This window comes from Vreelandella venusta (genome assembly GCF_015689495.1).
GTDB lineage: Bacteria > Pseudomonadota > Gammaproteobacteria > Pseudomonadales > Halomonadaceae > Vreelandella > Vreelandella venusta.
The window spans coordinates 3822712-3841150 of the sequence record NZ_CP065135.1 but is presented as its reverse complement, the minus strand read 5'-3'; the positions used below and the strand labels follow the sequence as shown (position 1 = coordinate 3841150).

At 53.4% G+C, this 18439-nt stretch carries 15 protein-coding genes; 7 read left to right on the top strand and 8 right to left on the bottom strand.

Annotation, left to right across the window (positions count from 1 at the left end):
• Positions 1-66 precede the first annotated feature (66 nt).
• Positions 67-1656 (top strand): ABC-F family ATPase, encoded by a 1590-nt coding sequence (locus IR195_RS17855; protein ID WP_125751991.1) that lies wholly within the window; start codon positions 67-69, stop codon positions 1654-1656.
• 11 nt (positions 1657-1667) lie between these two features.
• Here IR195_RS17855 and IR195_RS17850 read toward each other — a convergent pair whose 3' ends face one another.
• From IR195_RS17850 to IR195_RS17835, 4 genes are all read right to left on the bottom strand, one after another.
• A complete protein-coding gene (locus IR195_RS17850; protein WP_146944371.1) occupies positions 1668-2261 on the bottom strand; it encodes a cell division protein ZipA C-terminal FtsZ-binding domain-containing protein in 594 nt (197 codons plus the stop codon).
• A 254-nt stretch (positions 2262-2515) separates the two neighbouring features.
• Positions 2516-3634: an alkene reductase gene (locus tag IR195_RS17845; protein ID WP_206048215.1), complete on the bottom strand. Its 1119-nt coding sequence runs from the start codon at positions 3632-3634 to the stop codon at positions 2516-2518.
• A 176-nt stretch (positions 3635-3810) separates the two neighbouring features.
• Complete coding sequence (locus IR195_RS17840) at positions 3811-4182, bottom strand: hypothetical protein (protein ID WP_206048214.1); 372 nt, start codon at positions 4180-4182, stop codon at positions 3811-3813.
• Positions 4183-4400: 218 nt separating this feature from the next.
• Positions 4401-5591 (bottom strand): M24 family metallopeptidase, encoded by a 1191-nt coding sequence (locus IR195_RS17835; RefSeq protein WP_206048213.1) that lies wholly within the window; start codon positions 5589-5591, stop codon positions 4401-4403.
• 356 nt (positions 5592-5947) lie between these two features.
• Here IR195_RS17835 and IR195_RS17830 point away from each other — a divergent pair, with 356 nt between their 5' ends.
• Positions 5948-7240: an NAD(P)/FAD-dependent oxidoreductase gene (locus IR195_RS17830; protein ID WP_206048212.1), complete on the top strand. Its 1293-nt coding sequence runs from the start codon at positions 5948-5950 to the stop codon at positions 7238-7240.
• A 213-nt stretch (positions 7241-7453) separates the two neighbouring features.
• Here the strand turns inward: IR195_RS17830 and IR195_RS17825 are convergent, their stop codons facing one another.
• On the bottom strand, positions 7454-8842 hold the full coding sequence (locus IR195_RS17825) for a glutamine synthetase family protein (RefSeq protein WP_125751973.1): 1389 nt from the start codon (positions 8840-8842) through the stop codon (positions 7454-7456).
• Between the two features lie 266 nt (positions 8843-9108).
• Between IR195_RS17825 and IR195_RS17820 the strand changes: the two genes are divergently transcribed.
• The 5 genes from IR195_RS17820 to IR195_RS17800 all read left to right on the top strand — a co-directional run bounded on the left by IR195_RS17820 (position 9109) and on the right by IR195_RS17800 (position 15315).
• The gene (locus IR195_RS17820; protein WP_206048211.1) at positions 9109-9915 is read left to right on the top strand and encodes a gamma-glutamyl-gamma-aminobutyrate hydrolase family protein; all 807 of its coding nucleotides are present in this window, start codon (positions 9109-9111) and stop codon (positions 9913-9915) included.
• Between the two features lie 35 nt (positions 9916-9950).
• A complete protein-coding gene (locus IR195_RS17815; protein ID WP_125751966.1) occupies positions 9951-11327 on the top strand; it encodes an aspartate aminotransferase family protein in 1377 nt (458 codons plus the stop codon).
• Positions 11327-12826, top strand: coding sequence for an aldehyde dehydrogenase (locus IR195_RS17810; protein ID WP_206048210.1), 1500 nt, complete (start codon positions 11327-11329; stop codon positions 12824-12826). Before IR195_RS17815 ends, IR195_RS17810 begins: the two co-directional genes overlap by 1 nt.
• Before the next feature lie 319 nt (positions 12827-13145).
• Positions 13146-14600 (top strand): Na+/H+ antiporter NhaC, encoded by a 1455-nt coding sequence (gene nhaC / locus IR195_RS17805; RefSeq protein WP_125751960.1) that lies wholly within the window; start codon positions 13146-13148, stop codon positions 14598-14600.
• Positions 14601-14763: 163 nt separating this feature from the next.
• A complete protein-coding gene (locus tag IR195_RS17800) occupies positions 14764-15315 on the top strand; it encodes a cupin domain-containing protein (RefSeq protein ID WP_051626371.1) in 552 nt (183 codons plus the stop codon).
• A 73-nt stretch (positions 15316-15388) separates the two neighbouring features.
• Here the strand turns inward: IR195_RS17800 and IR195_RS17795 are convergent, their stop codons facing one another.
• The 3 genes from IR195_RS17795 to IR195_RS17785 form a co-directional block, all read right to left on the bottom strand.
• The gene (locus IR195_RS17795) at positions 15389-16129 is read right to left on the bottom strand and encodes a sulfite exporter TauE/SafE family protein (protein WP_206048209.1); all 741 of its coding nucleotides are present in this window, start codon (positions 16127-16129) and stop codon (positions 15389-15391) included.
• 11 nt (positions 16130-16140) lie between these two features.
• Positions 16141-16806 carry a transglycosylase SLT domain-containing protein gene (locus tag IR195_RS17790; protein ID WP_171880216.1) on the bottom strand — a complete coding sequence of 222 codons (666 nt, stop codon included), beginning with the start codon at positions 16804-16806 and terminating at the stop codon, positions 16141-16143.
• Positions 16807-16881: 75 nt separating this feature from the next.
• A complete protein-coding gene (locus tag IR195_RS17785; RefSeq protein ID WP_206048208.1) occupies positions 16882-18297 on the bottom strand; it encodes an aminotransferase-like domain-containing protein in 1416 nt (471 codons plus the stop codon).
• Positions 18298-18439 lie beyond the last annotated feature (142 nt).

The following is an 18439-nucleotide window of genomic DNA, read 5'->3' as shown; positions in this document are numbered from 1 at the left end:
GCTCAAAGGCGCGTAGAATCGCGAGCCTTTGAATGCGCAATTACACTGTTAACCAGGGCTCACATCTTGATCGCAACCGCCAATATCACCATGCAGTTTGGGGCCAAGCCCCTGTTTGAAAATGTTTCCGTCAAATTTAATAACGGCAATCGCTACGGTTTGATTGGCGCCAATGGTTGCGGTAAGTCCACCTTTATGAAAATTTTGGGTGGCGAGCTTGAGCCTTCTGCCGGGCAGGTCATGCTGGATAGCAGCACGCGGCTGGGTAAGCTACGCCAGGATCAGTTCGCCTACGAAAACGAGCGGGTCATCGATACCGTTATCATGGGGAACGTTGAGCTGTGGAAAGTGGCCGCCGAACGCGAACGGATCTACTCCCTGGCTGAAATGAGTGAAGCGGATGGCATGGCGGTGGCCGACTTGGAAGTACGCTTTGCTGAGCTTGACGGCTATACCGCCGAGTCTCGCGCCGGAGAGCTACTGTTGGGGCTAGGTATTCCCATTGAACAGCACACCGGTCCGATGAGTGAAGTTGCTCCCGGCTGGAAACTGCGTGTGTTGCTGGCCCAGGCGCTGTTTTCCGACCCGGATGTGCTGCTGCTCGATGAGCCGACTAACCACCTGGATATCAATACTATCCGCTGGCTGGAAGATATTCTCAAAGCACGCAGCAGCACCATGATTATCATTTCCCACGACCGCCACTTCCTGAACAGTGTGTGCACGCACATGGCGGATCTGGATTACGGGGAAATTACCCTGTTCCCCGGTAACTACGACGACTACATGACCGCGGCCACCGCTGCCCGCGAGCGTCAGCATGCGGACAATGCCAAGAAAAAAGCCCAAATTGCTGAGCTTCAGCAGTTTGTTAGCCGTTTCTCGGCCAATGCCTCCAAAGCCAAACAGGCCACTTCGCGGGCGCGCCAGATCGATAAAATCAAGCTGGAAGATATCAAGCCCTCCAGTCGGGTGAGTCCGTTTATCCGCTTTGAGCAGAATAAAAAGATTCACCGCAATGCCGTGAATGTTGATGCCATTACCAAAGGCTACGACGATGAGAAGCCGCTCTTCGAGCGTTTCTCGATGACTGTAGAAGCGGGTGAGCGCATTGCGATTATCGGCCCCAACGGCATTGGTAAAACCACCCTGCTGAAAACCCTGGCGGGTGATTTACACCCCGATGCCGGTGAAGTGAAGTGGACCGATGCAGCGGAAGTTGGCATGTTTGGCCAAGATCATACCGACGATTTTCCTGTCGATGCCACGCTCTTCGAGTGGATGAGTCAATGGACCAAAGGTGGCGAACAAGTGGTACGTGGTGCATTGGGCCGGATGCTGTTTTCCAGCGACGATATTGGTAAATCGGTGAAGGTTATTTCCGGTGGCGAGCAGGGGCGCATGCTGTTTGGCAAGCTAACGCTCACCAACCCGAACGTGCTGCTAATGGATGAGCCAACCAACCACCTGGATATGGAATCGATTGAGGCGCTGAACTTAGCGCTGGAGAACTACCCAGGCACGCTGATCTTTGTCAGCCACGACCGCGAGTTTGTTTCCTCGCTGGCCACGCGCATTATTGATATGCAGCCAGGAGGGATTGTCGACTTTAGCGGTAGCTACGACGACTACCTACGTAGCCAGGGCGTTGTTTGATCGCTAACCGATCAACCAATAATCTGTGTGTAAGTCGACTCTGAGGCGGGCTGCTGCTCGGCATCGAGTAAGTTGCCGCTAAAGGTTTCGTTTAACTCTTTGGCAAGCTCTACATAAACGTACATCTGCTGATTGCGACGTTTATGTAGCGGCGGCTTAACCAGCAAGCTAATCCCACGAATGGGTTCGTGGTTTTCCCCTTGCAGTAGGTCGGGCATTTCTCCAGGTGGAAAGGCGTTGGCGATCGTGATTGGGTTCGAAGGTTGTTTGCCTTTGATAAAGAAAACCTTTTTGATCGCATCATAGCTGGCTTCTTTTCCCCGAAGCCATTCGGCCAGACGCTCGTCTGTCGTCGCATCGGGGTGAGAAAAAATCACAAACAGAGAGTGCTGCTTCACTTTCGCGGTGCGCTTGGTGGGCACCGGCTCTTCTGGCTCGGGCGAGGGAGGCTGTGGTTCTGCTTTGGGTGCTGGCGGCGGCGTGGCGGCCTTTGCTTTGGCGCGGCGTTGTTTGGGAAGAACCACGTAAACGAAAATAGCCGCAGCCACGACCCCCAGCACTAATGAAGCAACAGCGAGCAAGAACGGAAGTGAAGTGGTATCCATCTCATTGAGTCCTATCTATCGGCGCTTAGGCCCTTTTATTTAGTTAGTCGTAAAATAGCGGCATTCAGTGTTTACGCAAGCGCCTCCAAAGCCAATGAGGAATACCCGTAGAGTGAATAGCAAGCTGAGCATGACTCAACAGTATATGACAACTAAAGAATCAATAGCCTAGCAGCGTTTTGGCGTGTCCAGACATAAAAAAGCACCACCTAAGTGATGCTTTTCATTCGTAAGGGGGCGGCTTAACAAGCAATCTAGCCAATACGGTCGTAGCCGTTAGCCATAAACGGGTAATCGGTGTAACCCTTTTCATCACCGCCGTAGAACGTTTCATGGTTCGGTTCGGTAAGCGGTGCATTCACTCGGAAGCGTTCCGGCAGGTCGGGGTTGGCAATATAAGGGCGGCCAAAGGCCACGGCATCGGTAGTATTTTGATTAATGCGGGCTTCCGCACGTTGTGCATCGTAATTGCCGCAGTAAATCAGGCTACCGTTAAAGCGCTTGCGCATTTGCTCGCGAAAACCGTCAGGGAAAGTAATATCGCCACCGATCCAGTTTGGCTCGTTTAAATGCAGGTAGGCTAAGCCGCGTTTGGACAGCTGCTCCGCCAGATAGAAAGCCATGGCTTCAGGCTCATCATCGGTCAGGCCGAACAGTTCGATAAAGGGCGTCAAACGAATGCCCACGCGCTGTGCACCGAACACCTCAATCACCGCATCGACCACCTCTAGTGGGAAGCGGGCGCGGTTTTCCAACGAGCCGCCATACTGATCGGTGCGCTGGTTGGTGCCGGTCGCCAGGAACTGGTTAAGCAGGTAAGCGTTAGCCGCGTGGACTTCCACCATGTCGAAGCCTGCGCGTTTGGCGCGAACAGCCGCTTGGCGGTAGTCATCAACAATGCCAGGAATCTCATCGGTTTCCAGCGCCCGGGGCGTGCTAGTAGGGTGCTGACCAGCAGTGCCGTCTGCAAACTCAACAAAGCACTGAGCGCCTTCGCCTTTTAGCGCGCTCGGGGCAACAGGCTGTTGTCCATCTGGTTGCACCATTTCATGGGACACACGCCCAACGTGCCACAGCTGTAGCGCGATACGGCCACCTTTGGCATGCACCGCATCCACCACGCCTTTCCAGCCCGCTTCTTGTTCATCCGTCCAGATGCCAGGTGTATACACATAGCCCTTGGCAGTCGGGGAGATATTGGTGGCTTCACTAATAATCAGCCCTGCGCCTGCCCGCTGGCCGTAATAGGCTTCCTGCAGGGTGCCCGGCACGCTGTCTGGGGTGCGCGAGCGTGTCAGCGGCGCCATGATGACTCGGTTTGGAATCGACAAACTGCCTAACTGAAGAGGGGTGAAAAGCGTTTCATACGCCATGAGCAAACTCCTTTTGGAAACGGTCAATTACATCGTGGCGAACAGAATAGACCAGTTTACTAGTAAATGCTAACTCAGTCATTGCCAGCCGCTACAACGCAGTCATGGGGTAAGGTTTTTGATGGAAAAACAAACCCCCAGCAACGCAATAAACCGGGGTATAGGTAAAGGGTTGCTTAGGCTCTCTGCCAAGGCCAGCGGCGCTTGGCTGGCGTGTTGACTTGCTCAATAGCGTTGGTCAGCGCCAGCATGATGGCGCTTAACTGACGGTGGCAAACGGCGCTGCTCAGCACGCCGGGGCACTGTTTGAGGAGTAAGTCACACTGCTGTGAGGCAATGAATATTTGCTCGGTGACGGGAGGGGCGAAGAGCGGCTTCGCTTGTTGGCTGCAGCGGGTTAGTTCTCGTGATAGTAGGGTGAGCATGCTGGTGTCTAGCCAGCAGGGCAGCGGGTCGTCTAACCGACCGGCAATCGAGTGTTGCACTGCTTCGAAAGAGGTGCGTAAAAAAATCAACGTTTGGCGAAGCTGGCGCTGTTCACTAGTCATGGTGCTTTTCCATAGGACTTTTCCATCGTACTTACTCGCATCACAGTACTTGCTCACATCACACTACTTATCGTTAGCTCAACTGAGCGTCACCTAAGAGAGATGATAGACCTAAAATAGAGATCTAAAAGATAGTGTTTCTCATTTGCATATTTGGTGACGATAGCGCTGGTTAATCGTACTGTCAATCTTGGGCTATAAGTGTGGTTCTCTGTTCGCTACTTATCCATTGCCTGATAGAGCTGCCAATCGTTGTTAGTGAGTGGCTCGGCACCGTGTTGAGTGACCACTACGGTATCACTGATGCCTACGCCCCACTGGCCAGGAACGCGTAAGCAGAGCGGTAAGTGGAAGACCATATTCTCTTCGAAGGGACGATGCAGGCCTTGGGCAATATAGCCGGTACCTTCCACCCAACTAGGAGGGAACTGCGCCCCCACCGCGTAGCCAAACACCCCCGAGAAGAACAGTTGATCACGGCTAGGTGCCAGCAGTGCATCCGCCGCCTGCGCGGCATCATCAAAGGTGTGGCCTGGTTTCATATGGCTGCACAGGGTCTCGAACAGCGAGCGGCACAGGTCGCGGGTGGCGGTTAATTCAGCGCTAGGTTTTCCTGTCACCGCTGTGCGCATCATCGGGGCGGTATAGCGCTGATAAGCGGCACCAAATTCTAAAAATATCGGTTCATTGGGCTGTATGACGCGGCGCTTATGGTTAACGTGAATCACCCCGATGCGGTGCCCGCTGGTCACGATAGGCTGCAAACTCATAAACTCGCTGCCGTTCTCTAGCAGCGCTTGAGCACCGATAGCGGCAATATCGTTATCAGTCATGCCAGGGCGAATAGCGGCCATCGCAGCTTCTAAACCTGCTGCAGTGATGCGTGCACTTTCGCTGAGCATTTCAAGTTCGGCGCTACTTTTAACAATGCGAATCGTATCGAGCAGGTCGCCTGCTTCACAGAAGCGCTCTTTACCCACTGAGCGGGCCAGCGCGTCCATCACGCCTACCCGCAAACCGCTGCTCCAGCCATCAATGCCTATTTGCTCGCAAGCAGTGAGTAAGTCCGCGAGCGGCGTGATGATCTCATCCAGGTTTTCCCATCGGTATCCAATGATTTCGTCGACACGGGCGGTGACCACTGCCGCCCCTGTTTCAATGGAGGCCACCTGCAGCACCAGCTGTGTAGGTGTGCACACTAAGCAGGCATGCACCGATACCTCGAAGGTGTGATAGCCGGTTAAGTAGTTAATGTCGGCAGGGTCGGTGAGCAGTAAGGCATCCAGCCCGCGCTGTGCCATTGCATGGCGCACTTTGTCTAGGCGCGTTTGGTATTCGGTTAGCGTAAAGGGCAGCTCACTTTGGGCGAGCGTCTCGGCAAGGGCGGTGCGGTAGTGTTGATAATCCATAGCGGTCTCCGGTGGGGGCTATGGTGAGTATAGGCAGCGGCTAGGGTTACGCCTCTGTGGTTATCAACGCTAGCAATAGCAGCGAGTTGTGTTCTCCAGCGTACTCGGTAATAAGACGCCAACAGGAAGCACGTGATCGCGTCCTCAATGGGAGGCGGTGGATAAAAATGGGAGTGGCTATTGTCAGTGTAATAGTTGTGTCTTTTATGTCTTGGTGTTGCTTTTTTAATAACATTTGTTTTGTGGGGGAAGATGCTTTTCGCCTCTATAAGCCCATTTTATGCTGTTGCTTGCGCATTCTCACATCGGCCTATATGATCATTTGGTTAAAATAATCAACAAAAGGAGGGTGGCAAATGCAACCTCAAGCGTCTTCTGGGCATGTCGCGTCTTACTACGCGGCATCGGCAAGCTCCACACCTCAACGGCCTACGCTGGAAGGGGATGTTGAATGTGATGTCTGTGTCGTAGGGGCTGGGTTTACAGGCATCTCCGCAGCACTACATTTGGCCGAACGTGGTCATCGGGTTGTGGTGCTGGAAAGCGTGGCGATTGGTTTTGGGGCGTCCGGGCGTAACGGTGGCCAGATCGTTAATAGCTATAGCCGTGATATGGATGTTATCGAGAAACAAAACGGCGCTGAAACCGCTCGGGCGCTGGGTGCGATGGCATTTGAGGGTAACCAGATTATCCGTCAGCGCATTGAAAAGTATCAGATCGACTGCGACCTAAAAGAAGGCAATTTGTTTGCTGCTTGTAACAAGAAGCAGTGGCAAGGCTTAAAGGAGCAAAAAGCCTTATGGGAGCGCTATGGCCATCAGAAACTTGAGCTGCTGGAAGGTGAAGAGGTCAAACGAGAAATAGGCAGCGATCGTTATGTGGGTGCGTTGGTGGACCACTCTGGTGGCCATCTTCATCCTCTCAATTTAGTGCTGGGGCAGGCGGCGGCGCTGGAGTCGCTGGGTGGCAAGATTTTTGAGCACTCCCCCGTAACACGCGTAGAGCACGGTGAGCCGGTGACGCTGCATACCCCCAAGGGGCGAGTGACCGCTCAACGGGTCGTTATGGCTGGCAATGCCTATTTGCAAGGCTTGCTACCCAAGCTAGAAAGCAAAGCGATGCCGTGCGGCACCCAGATTATTACCACTGAGCCGCTGTCCGCAGCGGTAGCTGCGCGATTACTACCTAACGATAAAGCCGTAGAGGATTGTAATTATCTCTTGGATTACTACCGACTGACCGCCGATAACCGTTTGTTGTATGGCGGCGGGGTGAACTATGGCGGTCAGGAGTCCGCGAGTATTGAGGCAGCTATTCGGCCAAAGATGCTGGCTACTTTTCCTGAACTTGGTGATGTGCGCGTCGATTACGCCTGGAGTGGTAACTTTTTGCTGACACTTAACCGCCTGCCGCAGTTTGGCCGCATTAATAGCAACGTTTACTACGCTCAGGGGTATTCTGGCCACGGGGTGACGTGCTCTCATTTGGCTGGCAAGTTAGTGGCAGAAACGATCAGTGGTGAAGAGACGCGTTTTGAAGCGTTTGCACAGATTTCTCATCTGCCAATGCCCGGTGGACGGCTGTTACGTGTTCCGCTTTCCGCCATGGGAGCGTGGTTCTACGCCATGCGTGACCGGCTGGCGGTTTAGCGCCGATTAGTTTGGTGTTTGCTTGGAAGCGGGCTGGCGAATACGTTCGTTAGCCCGTTTTTTATTTGCCACGGATGCTCACAGAGAACACGACATAAAAGCTAATAGAAGGACGGGGGGAGGGGCAGCATAAGACAGGCAGAAGCAATAAGAGAGACGCCGAGCAGCGCCTCTCTCTATTCTATTGGTGAGTTCTATTGGTGGTTTATCAGCTTATACGTGGCGCAGGTACCAGTCATACTCCATGGCGCTAACTTCGCGCATGGTTTCGGCGCGCTCTGCCTGGCGGTTGGCAATGAACACTTCAATAAAGTCTTCGCCAAGCTGTTCGCCAAGCACGCGGTTGTTGCTTAACAGGTGCAGCGCTTGAGTCCAACTGTTCGTCAACTGAGGGGCGATTTGGTCATAGGCGTTGCCGACGATTGGCTCCGCAGGTGCAATCTGCTGAGTTAGGCCATGGTGGATAGAAGCTAGCACGGTGGCTAGTAACAGGTAGGGGTTAACATCGGCTCCCGCTACACGGTGTTCTATGCGCCGGGCTTCTTTTGGGCCAGCGGGGACGCGTATTGCTACAGAGCGGTTATCGTATCCCCAGGTTGGTGCCATGGGCACATAGAGGCCTTCCTGGAAACGGCGGAACGAATTGAGGTTGGGAGCCAGCAGTGCCATGGAGTCTGGCATTAGCTCCAGCAGCCCTCCTACGGCGTGTTGCAGTGCAGTGCTCTCCAGCGGATCGTCGCCGTTTTCGGCAAAGATATTGTGTCCGTCGCTATCTACCAGGCTAACATGAACATGGGTGCCGCTACCCGCTTCTAAGCCGTAAGGCTTGGCCATAAAGGTAGCTTCAAAGCCGTGCTTTAATGCAACGCCCTTGATCAATCGCTTGAGTAGTACTGAGTGGTCGCAGGCGCTTAATGCATCATCGCTGTGAATCAGGTTGGCTTCAAACTGGCCGGGGGCACACTCTTTCAATACCGTATCCAGCGGCAAGCCTTGCGCCTGGGCGGCACTCTGCAAGTCATTGATAAACTCGGCGTACTCGTCTAACTCCAACACAGAATAGAGCTGACTTTGAGTGGCCCGCTCGCCGCTGCAGGGAGACTGCGGTGGCTGAATCAAGTTTTCTTCGTCGCGTAAGCGATCAACCAAATAAAACTCTAACTCTAGGGCGACAACAGGGGTTAAACCCCGCTCGGAGAGCTGTTCAAGAATGCGCCGTAGAATCTGGCGAGGATCGGCAAAAAATGGTGAGCCGTCCATCTCCTCCATGGTCATCAATAGCTGGCCATACTGGTTGTTGTTCATCCAGGTAACCGGGTTGAGCGTGCCTGGAATGGCGCGACATACGCGGTCGCCGTCGCCGCTGGAAAGCCCCAGCCCCGTCTCTTCGACGGTGTTGCCATTGATGTCCAACGCAAATACCGAAGCAGGCAAATAGATGCCTTTTTCAAACACTTTGCCAAGGTTATCGCTAGGGATGCGTTTACCACGAATGACGCCGTTAAGATCACTGATTAGCAGGTCAATGCTGGTGATCTCTGGGTGACTGTCAAGAAAATCCGAGGCTACGTTTTGAGCGTCTGTGTTATTGGCAGAGGACATACGTTGTACCTTATTTTTATGCCGTTTTAGTTGTGTTTCTGCTAACAGTATCCTTGCTTCGGCAATCGTTCGTGTCAAATATTTAATAACAAAAATTGTGGCATTGTTTTTTTGAGATAACGGTTATTTTTTTTAATTCCTTGTTTATCATATGGTTAATGTATTTTTTCATAAAAATTTCATTTTGCTATTGGAAAATAAAACAAGCCACGCTATGTTGAAGTGACTGTTGAATAAAACATAACAACTGACAAAGTGGTTTGACTATGCAAGCAACGCATTCCCCACGCCCACTGGTGGGTGTTATCGCCTGCTGCCGAGAAGTGGAAGGCCATCCCGCGCAGATAGTGACCGATAAATTCCTGCAGGCGCTTTACCACTACGGCATCACGCCGGTGATTCTTCCTGTATTAGCCGCCGATACGTTGACGTCCGAGCAGCGTGCTGAGCAGGCCATTGAGCTGCTGGGCAGCCTGGATGGCTTGCTGCTAACCGGCAGTTATACCAACGTCGCTCCTGACCGCTATGGTGCTGAACGCGCGCCGGAGAATACCCGCGCAGACGTACGGCGCGATGAAGCGGCACTGTGCTGGGTGCACGAGGCGTTACGTCAGGCGTTGCCCTTATTTGGTATTTGTCGCGGCTTTCAGGAAATGAATGTGGCCTTTGGAGGCACCCTGCATCAGGCCGTTCAAACGTTACCAGGCATGCTTGATCATCGTGAGCCGCCCGCTGACGACATGGCTGGCCATTATGTCCCCTCTCATACGATCAGAATCCGTCCGGGTGGCGCCCTGGCAGCGCTCTATAGCAGCGAGCAGGCTGAGGTGAATTCACTGCATCAGCAGGGGATTGATCAGCTAGCACCAGGCCTAGTGGCAGAGGCCTGGGCGCCTGATGGATTAGTTGAAGCGATTTCGGTGCGTGATGCGGCTGCGTTCGCCCTGGCTGTGCAGTGGCACCCGGAGTGGCGCCCTAAAGAACACCCTTTCTATGACGCACTGTTTCAGGGGTTTGCGGCGGCCTGCCGTCAGCATCGTACCCAACGCGCCGCCCAGCTAGCTACTAGCTGAATGCTTGTTGTAACGACTTGATCAGGAACTGACCTATGCAGACCCAGGACTACCAGGCGTTGGATCGCCAACATCACCTTCATCCATTCACTGACTTTAAATCACTCGGCGAAGAGGGTAGCCGCATCATCACCCACGCCGATGGGGTATACATTTACGACAGCCAGGGCAATCGTATTCTTGATGGTATGGCGGGACTTTGGTGTGTCAATCTCGGCTACGGTCGGCAAGAGTTGGTGGATGCCGCCAGCGAACAGATGCAGCAGCTGCCGTATTACAACAACTTCTTTAAAACCACCCATCCACCGGCGGTAAAGCTGGCCGCTAAGCTGAGTGAGCTGGCACCCGAGCACATCAATCATGTGTTCTTCACGGGTTCCGGGTCTGAAGCCAACGATACCGTACTGCGCATGGTGCGGCGCTACTGGGCGATTAAAGGCAAGCCGGAGAAGCAATGGGTCATCTCGCGTGAAAATGGTTATCACGGCTCTACTGTCGCGGGGATGAGCCTGGGCGGTATGGCGCCGATGCATGATCAAGGCGGCCCGTGTGTGCCGGGAATTAGCCATATTTGCCAGCCTTACTGGTTTGGTGAAGGGCGCGACATGAGTCAGGAAGCCTTTGGCAAGCAGTGTGCCCAAGCGTTAGAAGAGCAAATTCTGGCGTTAGGTGAAGATAAAGTGGCGGCTTTTATTGCTGAGCCGGTGCAGGGCGCAGGTGGTGCGATCATTCCACCAGACAGCTATTGGCCCGCGGTGAAAGAGGTGTTGGCCAAGTACGACATTTTGTTGATTGCCGATGAAGTTATTTGCGGTTTCGGACGTCTAGGCGAGTGGTTTGGCAGTACTCACTATGGCTTAAAACCTGACCTGATGCCGATTGCCAAGGGCTTGTCGTCGGGCTATCTACCCATTGGTGCGGTGCTGGTGGGAGATCGCGTAGCCGATACGCTGATCGAAGATGGCGGTGAGTTCTTCCACGGTTTTACTTACTCGGGTCACCCGGTCTGTGCAGCGGTTGCGCTTAAAAACCTCGAATTGCTAGAAAGTGAACGAGTAGTCGAGAAAGTCCGCGATGAATTGGGGCCCTATCTGGCTAAACGTTGGCAGGAACTGGCTGAGCATCCGTTGGTGGGAGAAGCCCGCTCGTTGGGCTTGATTGGGGCACTAGAGCTGGTCGCCGACAAGCGCACCGGTGAACGCTTCGATAAGTCGCTTTCTGCGGGCAATTTGTGTCGTGATTTGTGCTTTGAACATGGCCTAGTGATGCGCTCAGTGGGCGATACGATGGTGATGTCGCCGCCGCTAATTATCACCCGTGATGAAATCGATGAATTGGTCAGCAAGGCGCGTTTAGCGTTGGATAAAACTGCTGAAAAACTGGCGATAACACACCCAATGGAGAGTGCATAATGGCGGCAGATACACCGAAAACCCTCGCCGACTGGCAATCAAAAGCCGCATCACTGAGCTTTGAAACGCGCGCCTTCATTAATGGTGAGTTTGTCGCTGCCGTCGATGGCAGCACGCTGAGCAGTATCAACCCTGCCACCGGGCATGTGCTTGCTGAGGTAGCCAGCTGCGCTGATCAAGATGCTGAGCTTGCGACGCAAGCAGCCCGTGCAACCTTTGAAAGTGGTGTTTGGTCACGCTGTCACCCGAGTAAGCGCAAGCGGGTGCTACTGCGTCTAGCTGAGCTAGTAGAGACACACCGCGATGAATTGGCGCTGCTAGATACGTTGGATATGGGCAAGCCGATTTCCAGTTCGCTAGGGGATTTGGCAGGCACCGTCGCCTGTCTGCGCTATCAAGCGGAGTGTATCGACAAACTTTACGGTGAAGTGGCACCTACTGGAGATCGTGCGCTAGGGTTGGTGCTGCGCGAGCCAATGGGCGTTATCGCTGCCATTGTGCCGTGGAATTTCCCACTAATGATGACGTCGTGGAAGATTGCTCCGGCACTGGCGGCGGGCAACAGCGTTATTCTCAAGCCTTCGGAAAAATCGCCTTTGTCAGCGCTGCGCTTGGCTCACCTTGCCAAGGAAGCGGGTATTCCCGATGGTGTTTTTCAAGTGTTGCCAGGGTACGGCCATACGGTGGGCAAGGCTCTGGCACTTTCCATGCAGGTTGATGGTCTGGCGTTCACCGGCTCCACTGGCGTGGGTAAACAGCTGATGCAGTACGCCGGACAATCCAACTTGAAACGCGTGTTTCTGGAGTGCGGTGGCAAAAGCCCCAACATCGTTTTTGCTGACTGCCAGCACCTAGATGCCGTCGCCCAAAGCGCTGCGGAAGCTATTTTCCACAACCAAGGCGAAGTCTGTATTGCCGGTTCGCGACTGCTGGTGGAAAACAGTATTCGCAAAGACTTTGTGGCTCGGGTAGTGAAAGCTGCTGAGCACATGCAGCCTGGCGATCCGCTTGATCCGGCTAGCTTTATGGGTGCTATGGTGGATGAAGCGCAGTACCAACGAGTACTTGAGTATATTCGCCAAGGCGAAAGCGAAGGTGCCACCCTGAAGTTGGGCGGCGAACCTAGCGATTCCAATGGATATTTCCTGCCGCCTACGGTCTTCGATGATGTGACTCCCGACATGTGCATTGGCCGCGAAGAAATATTTGGCCCTGTACTGAGTGTGTTTGGGTTCGACAGCGAAGAGCAAGCCATTGCGCTGGCCAATGACAGCGACTACGGCCTTGCTGCGGGCGTTTGGAGCCAAGATATTGACCGCATCATGCGAGTCTCTCGGCGGCTTCAATCCGGTCAGGTCTATGTGAATAACTGGGCCGGTATCGATCAGACCGTTCCCTTCGGCGGTGTTAAGCAGTCGGGCAATGGACGCGATAAATCGCTTCACGCGCAGGAAAAATACTGTGAGGTGAAGACGGTATGGATGTCGCTTAGCCCTTAACACTCCTTTGTTCGTGACTTGCGAACAGCGATTAAAGGCATCACCACGTATTGATTTGAGTCATCCACAGCGCCAGACGCCGCCGTATAAGCGGTGGCATCTGGTCATGGCTTCGCTGTGCCTGAGCACCGTATCAGAAAGGTAATAACAATTTCTGCAATGGTCTTTGAGATGGTCTTTGCGATGGTCTTTGAGATGGCCTTTGAGATGGCCTTTGAGATGGCCTTTGCGATGGTCTCAGCGATGTCTGCACAACGGTTTCTAACGCGGTTACATCACTATCAACACCAACAACAAGCAAATGCTGAGTGAGGACATTATGTCGACCGACACCACTGTTAAGGAAGATCAGGAAATACCACGGCCAAGTTTAAAAGCGACCATGATTCCCATAGTGTTTATGGCAGCATCTTTGGGCGTATTTATCGGCTACTTTGAAACGGATCCGCACTTGCCGCTGTTTTTAAGTGCGATTGTGGCAACAGCGGTGGCCCTTGCGACGGGTAGCCGCTGGAAAAAGCTTGAAGCGGGCATCATGCGCTCTATTGGCCTGACGACTCAGGCGATTGTCATTCTGATCATTATCGGCACCATTATTGGCTACTGGATTGCCGGTGGGATTGTGCCCACGATGATCTATTACGGCCTGAGCATTCTGGCACCGGATTACTTTTTGGTCGCGGCGTGCTTAATCTGCTGCTTAGTGTCGTTGGCTGGTGGTAATGCCTGGACGGCGGCTGGCACCATTGGTATCGCTTTGATGGGCGTTGGTGAAGGGCTAGGCCTTAACCCGGCAATGGTCGCGGGAGCCGTGATCTCCGGCGTGTATTTTGGTGACAAGATTTCTCCGCTTTCCGAAACCACCAATATGGCGCCGGGTGTGGTTGGTGTCGATCTGTTTGAACACATTCGCTATATGCTCTACACCACGGTTCCTGCGCTAGCGGTTGCTCTGGTGCTTTACACCATTATCGGCCTGAACATGACGCCTTCCGGTGATGGCGCAGCACAGGTAACCGAGTTACAGCAGAGCCTCAATGAGCTGTTTATTATTAGCCCCTGGCTGCTACTGGTGCCAGCGGCCGTCATCGTGATGATGATCAAAAAAGTACCTGCCATTCCGGCACTTTCTATCGGTTCGCTGATGGGAATTGTCTGTGCAATTGTGGTTCAGGGGGTTCCACTGGGCGATAGCTTTACTATTTTTGTGGAAGGCTACGCGGTAGACACTGGCAACGTTACGGTGGACGACCTGCTAACCAACGGTGGCGTTAGCGCCATGATGTGGACGGTTTCGCTGATCATTATCGCGATGAGCTTTGGCGGGATTCTTGAGTCAGCCGGGTTCTTTCGCACCATCGTGGAAAGTCTGCTCAAACTGGCCAAGACCACGGGCAGCCTGATTGCTACCACAGTGGCAACATCGATGGCCGCTAACGTCGTAGGTTGCGATCAGTATTTAAGTATTATTCTGCCTGCCCGTATGTATGCCAGCGAGTACAAACGCCGCTCGCTCAAACTGAAAAACCTGTCTCGTACCGTGGAGGATGCAGGCACCATGACATCACCCCTGGTGCCCTGGAATACCTGCGGTGCCTTTATGTTTGCCACGCTAGGGGTCAGTGCCTTTAGCTACGCGCCCTACGCCTTTCTGGCGCTACTGAGCCCGATGTTCGCGATTATTTATGGCTTTACCGGCTTCCGTATCGCCTATGAAGATGGGGCGAAAACGGCAAGCGCCGACTCGGAGTTGGCGGGAGTTCGTAGCGCCTGAGTGGAACATAATGACTGACGCTGACTAAAACGATTATTTTTCAAAACGCCACGTTAATTGAGAGTTTGCCCCACAGCCGTGGGGTTTTTTTTGCGCTATTATGTGCCCGTCAATAGACCGTCAACGTAATTTAATTTACTTATTGATAGGGAGTGAAAACAGCATGTCGGATGACGTGGGTGCGAGCTTGCGCTCCTTGCGCAAGCAGCGAGGGATTTCGCAGCGTGAACTGGCAAAGTTGTGTGGGGTTACCCACTCAAGTCTTTCGCTAATAGAGCAAGGAAAAGTTAGCCCATCAGTCAGTTCCCTGAAGAAAATCCTAAACGCATTCTCTATGAGCGTCGGTGATTTTTTTACGATGGATCTTGATAGCCAGGAGCAGATTTTCTATTCGGCGGATGACTTGGTTGATATCGCATCCGGCGATATTTCCTTCAAACTTGTCGGGGCAAATCGGCCTAATCGTGCGCTGGCGTTTATGGTTGAACGATATCTGCCGGGCGCTGACACTGGGCAAGCCATGATTACCCACTACGGTGAAGAGGCTGGCTTTGTTGTAGAAGGCGAGATCGAAATCATTGTTGGCAGCACTGCCAGGCGCCTAGGGCCGGGAGAGTCTTATTATTTTAAGACAAGCGTTCCACATCGTTTCCGAAATATTAGTGATGCCCCCTGCAAGATAATTAGCTGCGCTACGCCCGGTAAGGCGTTCTGATATGACTGGTTTGTAGTGTGCGGCAATTGTCGCAGTAATGATGTCGTACACATAATTTGGGCGCTGCCCAATATTAGCGGGTGAGTAGAAAGAGCCCTTGCAGTAAGTAAAAAATCCCAATACCGGTCACGATCCAGCGCGTCCAGGTGCGGAAGTTGGCATCAGTGAGGCGCTGCAAAATACGATTGCCGGTGTGGGTGCCAAAGATCGCAAAGGGCGTTGCTAGCAGCACAATGCCCCATTCGCTGGTGCTAAGTGCCATAGCTGCGCCCAGATAAAAGAGAATCTTGATGCTGTGAGCCACCACCTGAATCATCGCCTTGGTGGCTACCACTTGTCGTCGATCCATTTGGGAGCGCACAAAGAAGATATCAATCAGTGGCCCAGAAACCCCCGCCGCAATGGTCAGGCTCCCTGCTGCAATGCCGCAGCCTAGCGCGTGGCTGGCGCGATTAGCATCTAAGTGAAACCAACGTTTGGGAATCCATACGAGTATTGGCATTAAGCCAATGAACAGGGAAACCGTCGCGGCATTGGGGCTATAGCTGAACAGCAGCAGCAAACCAGCGGCGATCAATACGCCCAATGTCATCAGCATAACAATCCGCCAGACAATAAAGCGTCTTGATAACCATGCTCGCGATCCGTTAGACGTGAGCTGAATCACCCCGTGTACGGCCATGGCGGTTCCTGCAGGAAACATGATCAGCAGAAACCACAGCAGTACTAAGCCGCCCGCCATGCCAAATACGCCAGACAGCGTCGATGTCAAAAACACGACACTAATTAAGGCCAAGCCACCCATTAGAGTCATAGAAGGAGCGCTTAACTACGACAGAACGGCCAGACTTGATAAAATTTGCGGCACTGAAACTCTGCTTCGCAAGCGTTGAGCTGCGCTTGATAACGGTTAGCGCGGGCTGCTACTTGGCTGCCTGCACGTAGCACGTGGGGTTTGCTGCGGTAAGTACCCCGTTGGTAGCCGCCCGCGCCTTCATGGTAAGCGTAGTAAAGGTGTTCAGGGTTACTCAGCGAGATACCTGCCTGCTGCTGAGAGCGGCGGTTATACCAGCCAATGAAATCCGTGGCGTGCTTCATATGGGTTCGGCGGGCAAATAGGCTACCCGCTTGATCCTCATACTCCTCCCAAACGGGGTCTTGGGCTTGGGCATAGCCTTTGGCGGAGGAGGGGCGTGGACCGGGGATAAAGCCCAGGTAATACTTGCGGTCTGGGCGCACATGACTGCGAAATGAAGACTCCTGCTGAATAAATGACATCTGCGTGGCAATCGGTGTGCCCCATTTCTCTTCGGATTCCTGGGCATAGTCATACCAGCTTGGCTGCTCACGAAAGATTTCACAGATATTGCTCTGATCTTCCGGCGGGCTAGGTGCAAAAGCTGCGCAGCCTGAAACTGCCAGCACGGCGCACAGCACCATCAATAGGCGAAGCGTTGAGAGAAGCACCGAATTATCAACAGGGTGGCGCATGGCAAAATCCTTGTGAATAAGTTTTTTTAACTAGGCATACAGTGTGATGCTCAACACGGTCTAAGCCTACCTCGCCTAGCGAAGTAGTAACTCTAAACAGCGCCGCAGCCGTTGGGCTTCACGCACTAATGTCTCGCCCGATAGCATGCCCACGCCCATTACCAATCCTGTCCGTGAGTCCTTGTCAGCGCACACGGGGCTTAGCGGGCGAACAATCAAGTGTTCTTTGAGCAGTGCTTGGGCAAGTGCTACATCATTAACCCCGGGTTCAAACTCAACGCACAAGCTAATCGCGCTAGTCGGGGGGGACACATTGCGCACTTTGGGTAGTGAGCTGAGCTGGTCGTGCAGCACCTGCTGACGGCCTAGATAGTCGCGCTGGATGCGGCGACACCAAGTGTCTAAGTCACCATCAAAAATAAACTGCGCCAATACCGCTTGATCAAGCATACGGCCTTCGCGAAACAGCTCGCTGCGTAGGCGGTTCATTGGACCTGCCAAATGGCGTGGCACCACTAAATAGCCAAGTCGCAGGCCGGGAAACATCATCTTAGAGAATGAGCCTACCAGTAAATGGCGTTCCGAGTTTGGATCAAACAGCAGGTTAGTGTGATCGTCTCGGGTGAATTCGTAGTCATCCTCAACCACATAGGTGGGCGATAAAGCGTCACACAGCTGCTGCTTATGAGCAGCGCGAGTGGGCACGCTGAGCGGATAGTGATGAGAGCCGGTCAAATATGCGAGCGCAATATTACCGGTCGTCTGCGGTAACACATGCCCACTATCGGAAAACCAAGGCAGCATCTCAATCGAAAGCCCTGTGGCAGTGAATACGTTGCGCGCCCCCCAATAACAGGGCGATTCCATCGCCACGGTATCGCCTACATCGGCCAATGCCATGGCGCATAGCTCAATACCGTTATGGGTACCATCGGTGATGATGATCTGATCAATATCGCAATGAATATTGCGCCAGCGCGCCAGAAACTCACGGATTGCGCGCTTAAGCGGCCCATAGCCACCTGTAGAGTAAGAAAGCAGTAAGGCATTTTGCGGCACAGTGACGCTGGCATACAGCTGACGCCACTTGCGCATTGGAAACTGAGCGATATCCGGTATGCCAGGCACAAAGGCACCGCTTTGAACGGTGCTGGCGCCAGGTCCTTGTAGTACTCGCTGGGCACGCCGAGAGAGCTGGATATCTGTTTTGACAACGCTGGGAGCCATTGGCTTCGACGTCCAGGTGCCTTGTCCATGGGCCGTTTTTAATAACTGCTCGTCAAGTAACGTCGCTATCGCCAGAGCCAGGGTTTGGCGCGCAACGTTGATCGACTCTGCCAGCGCCCGGTGGGAAGGGAGTCGAAATCCCGTGGGCCACTGGTGGGTGATGGCTTGGCGTAACGCCTGCTCAATTCGCACCTGTTTACTCAGCCGCTCAGGTTGGAGTGCATAAAGTTGTACAAATTGGTGCAGGACTTGCTTGCGATCCATGGCGGGCCTCTATCTTTTGCGCTAAGTCCGCAGCTGCGGGGTGTCTGGACGAAAGTAGTATATAAAAATTGCACTTCATTGGTGCGTTTGAAAAGTGGTCTAGTCGAACATAAAAGTGGTGCATTCGTATTCTTAACGCCGC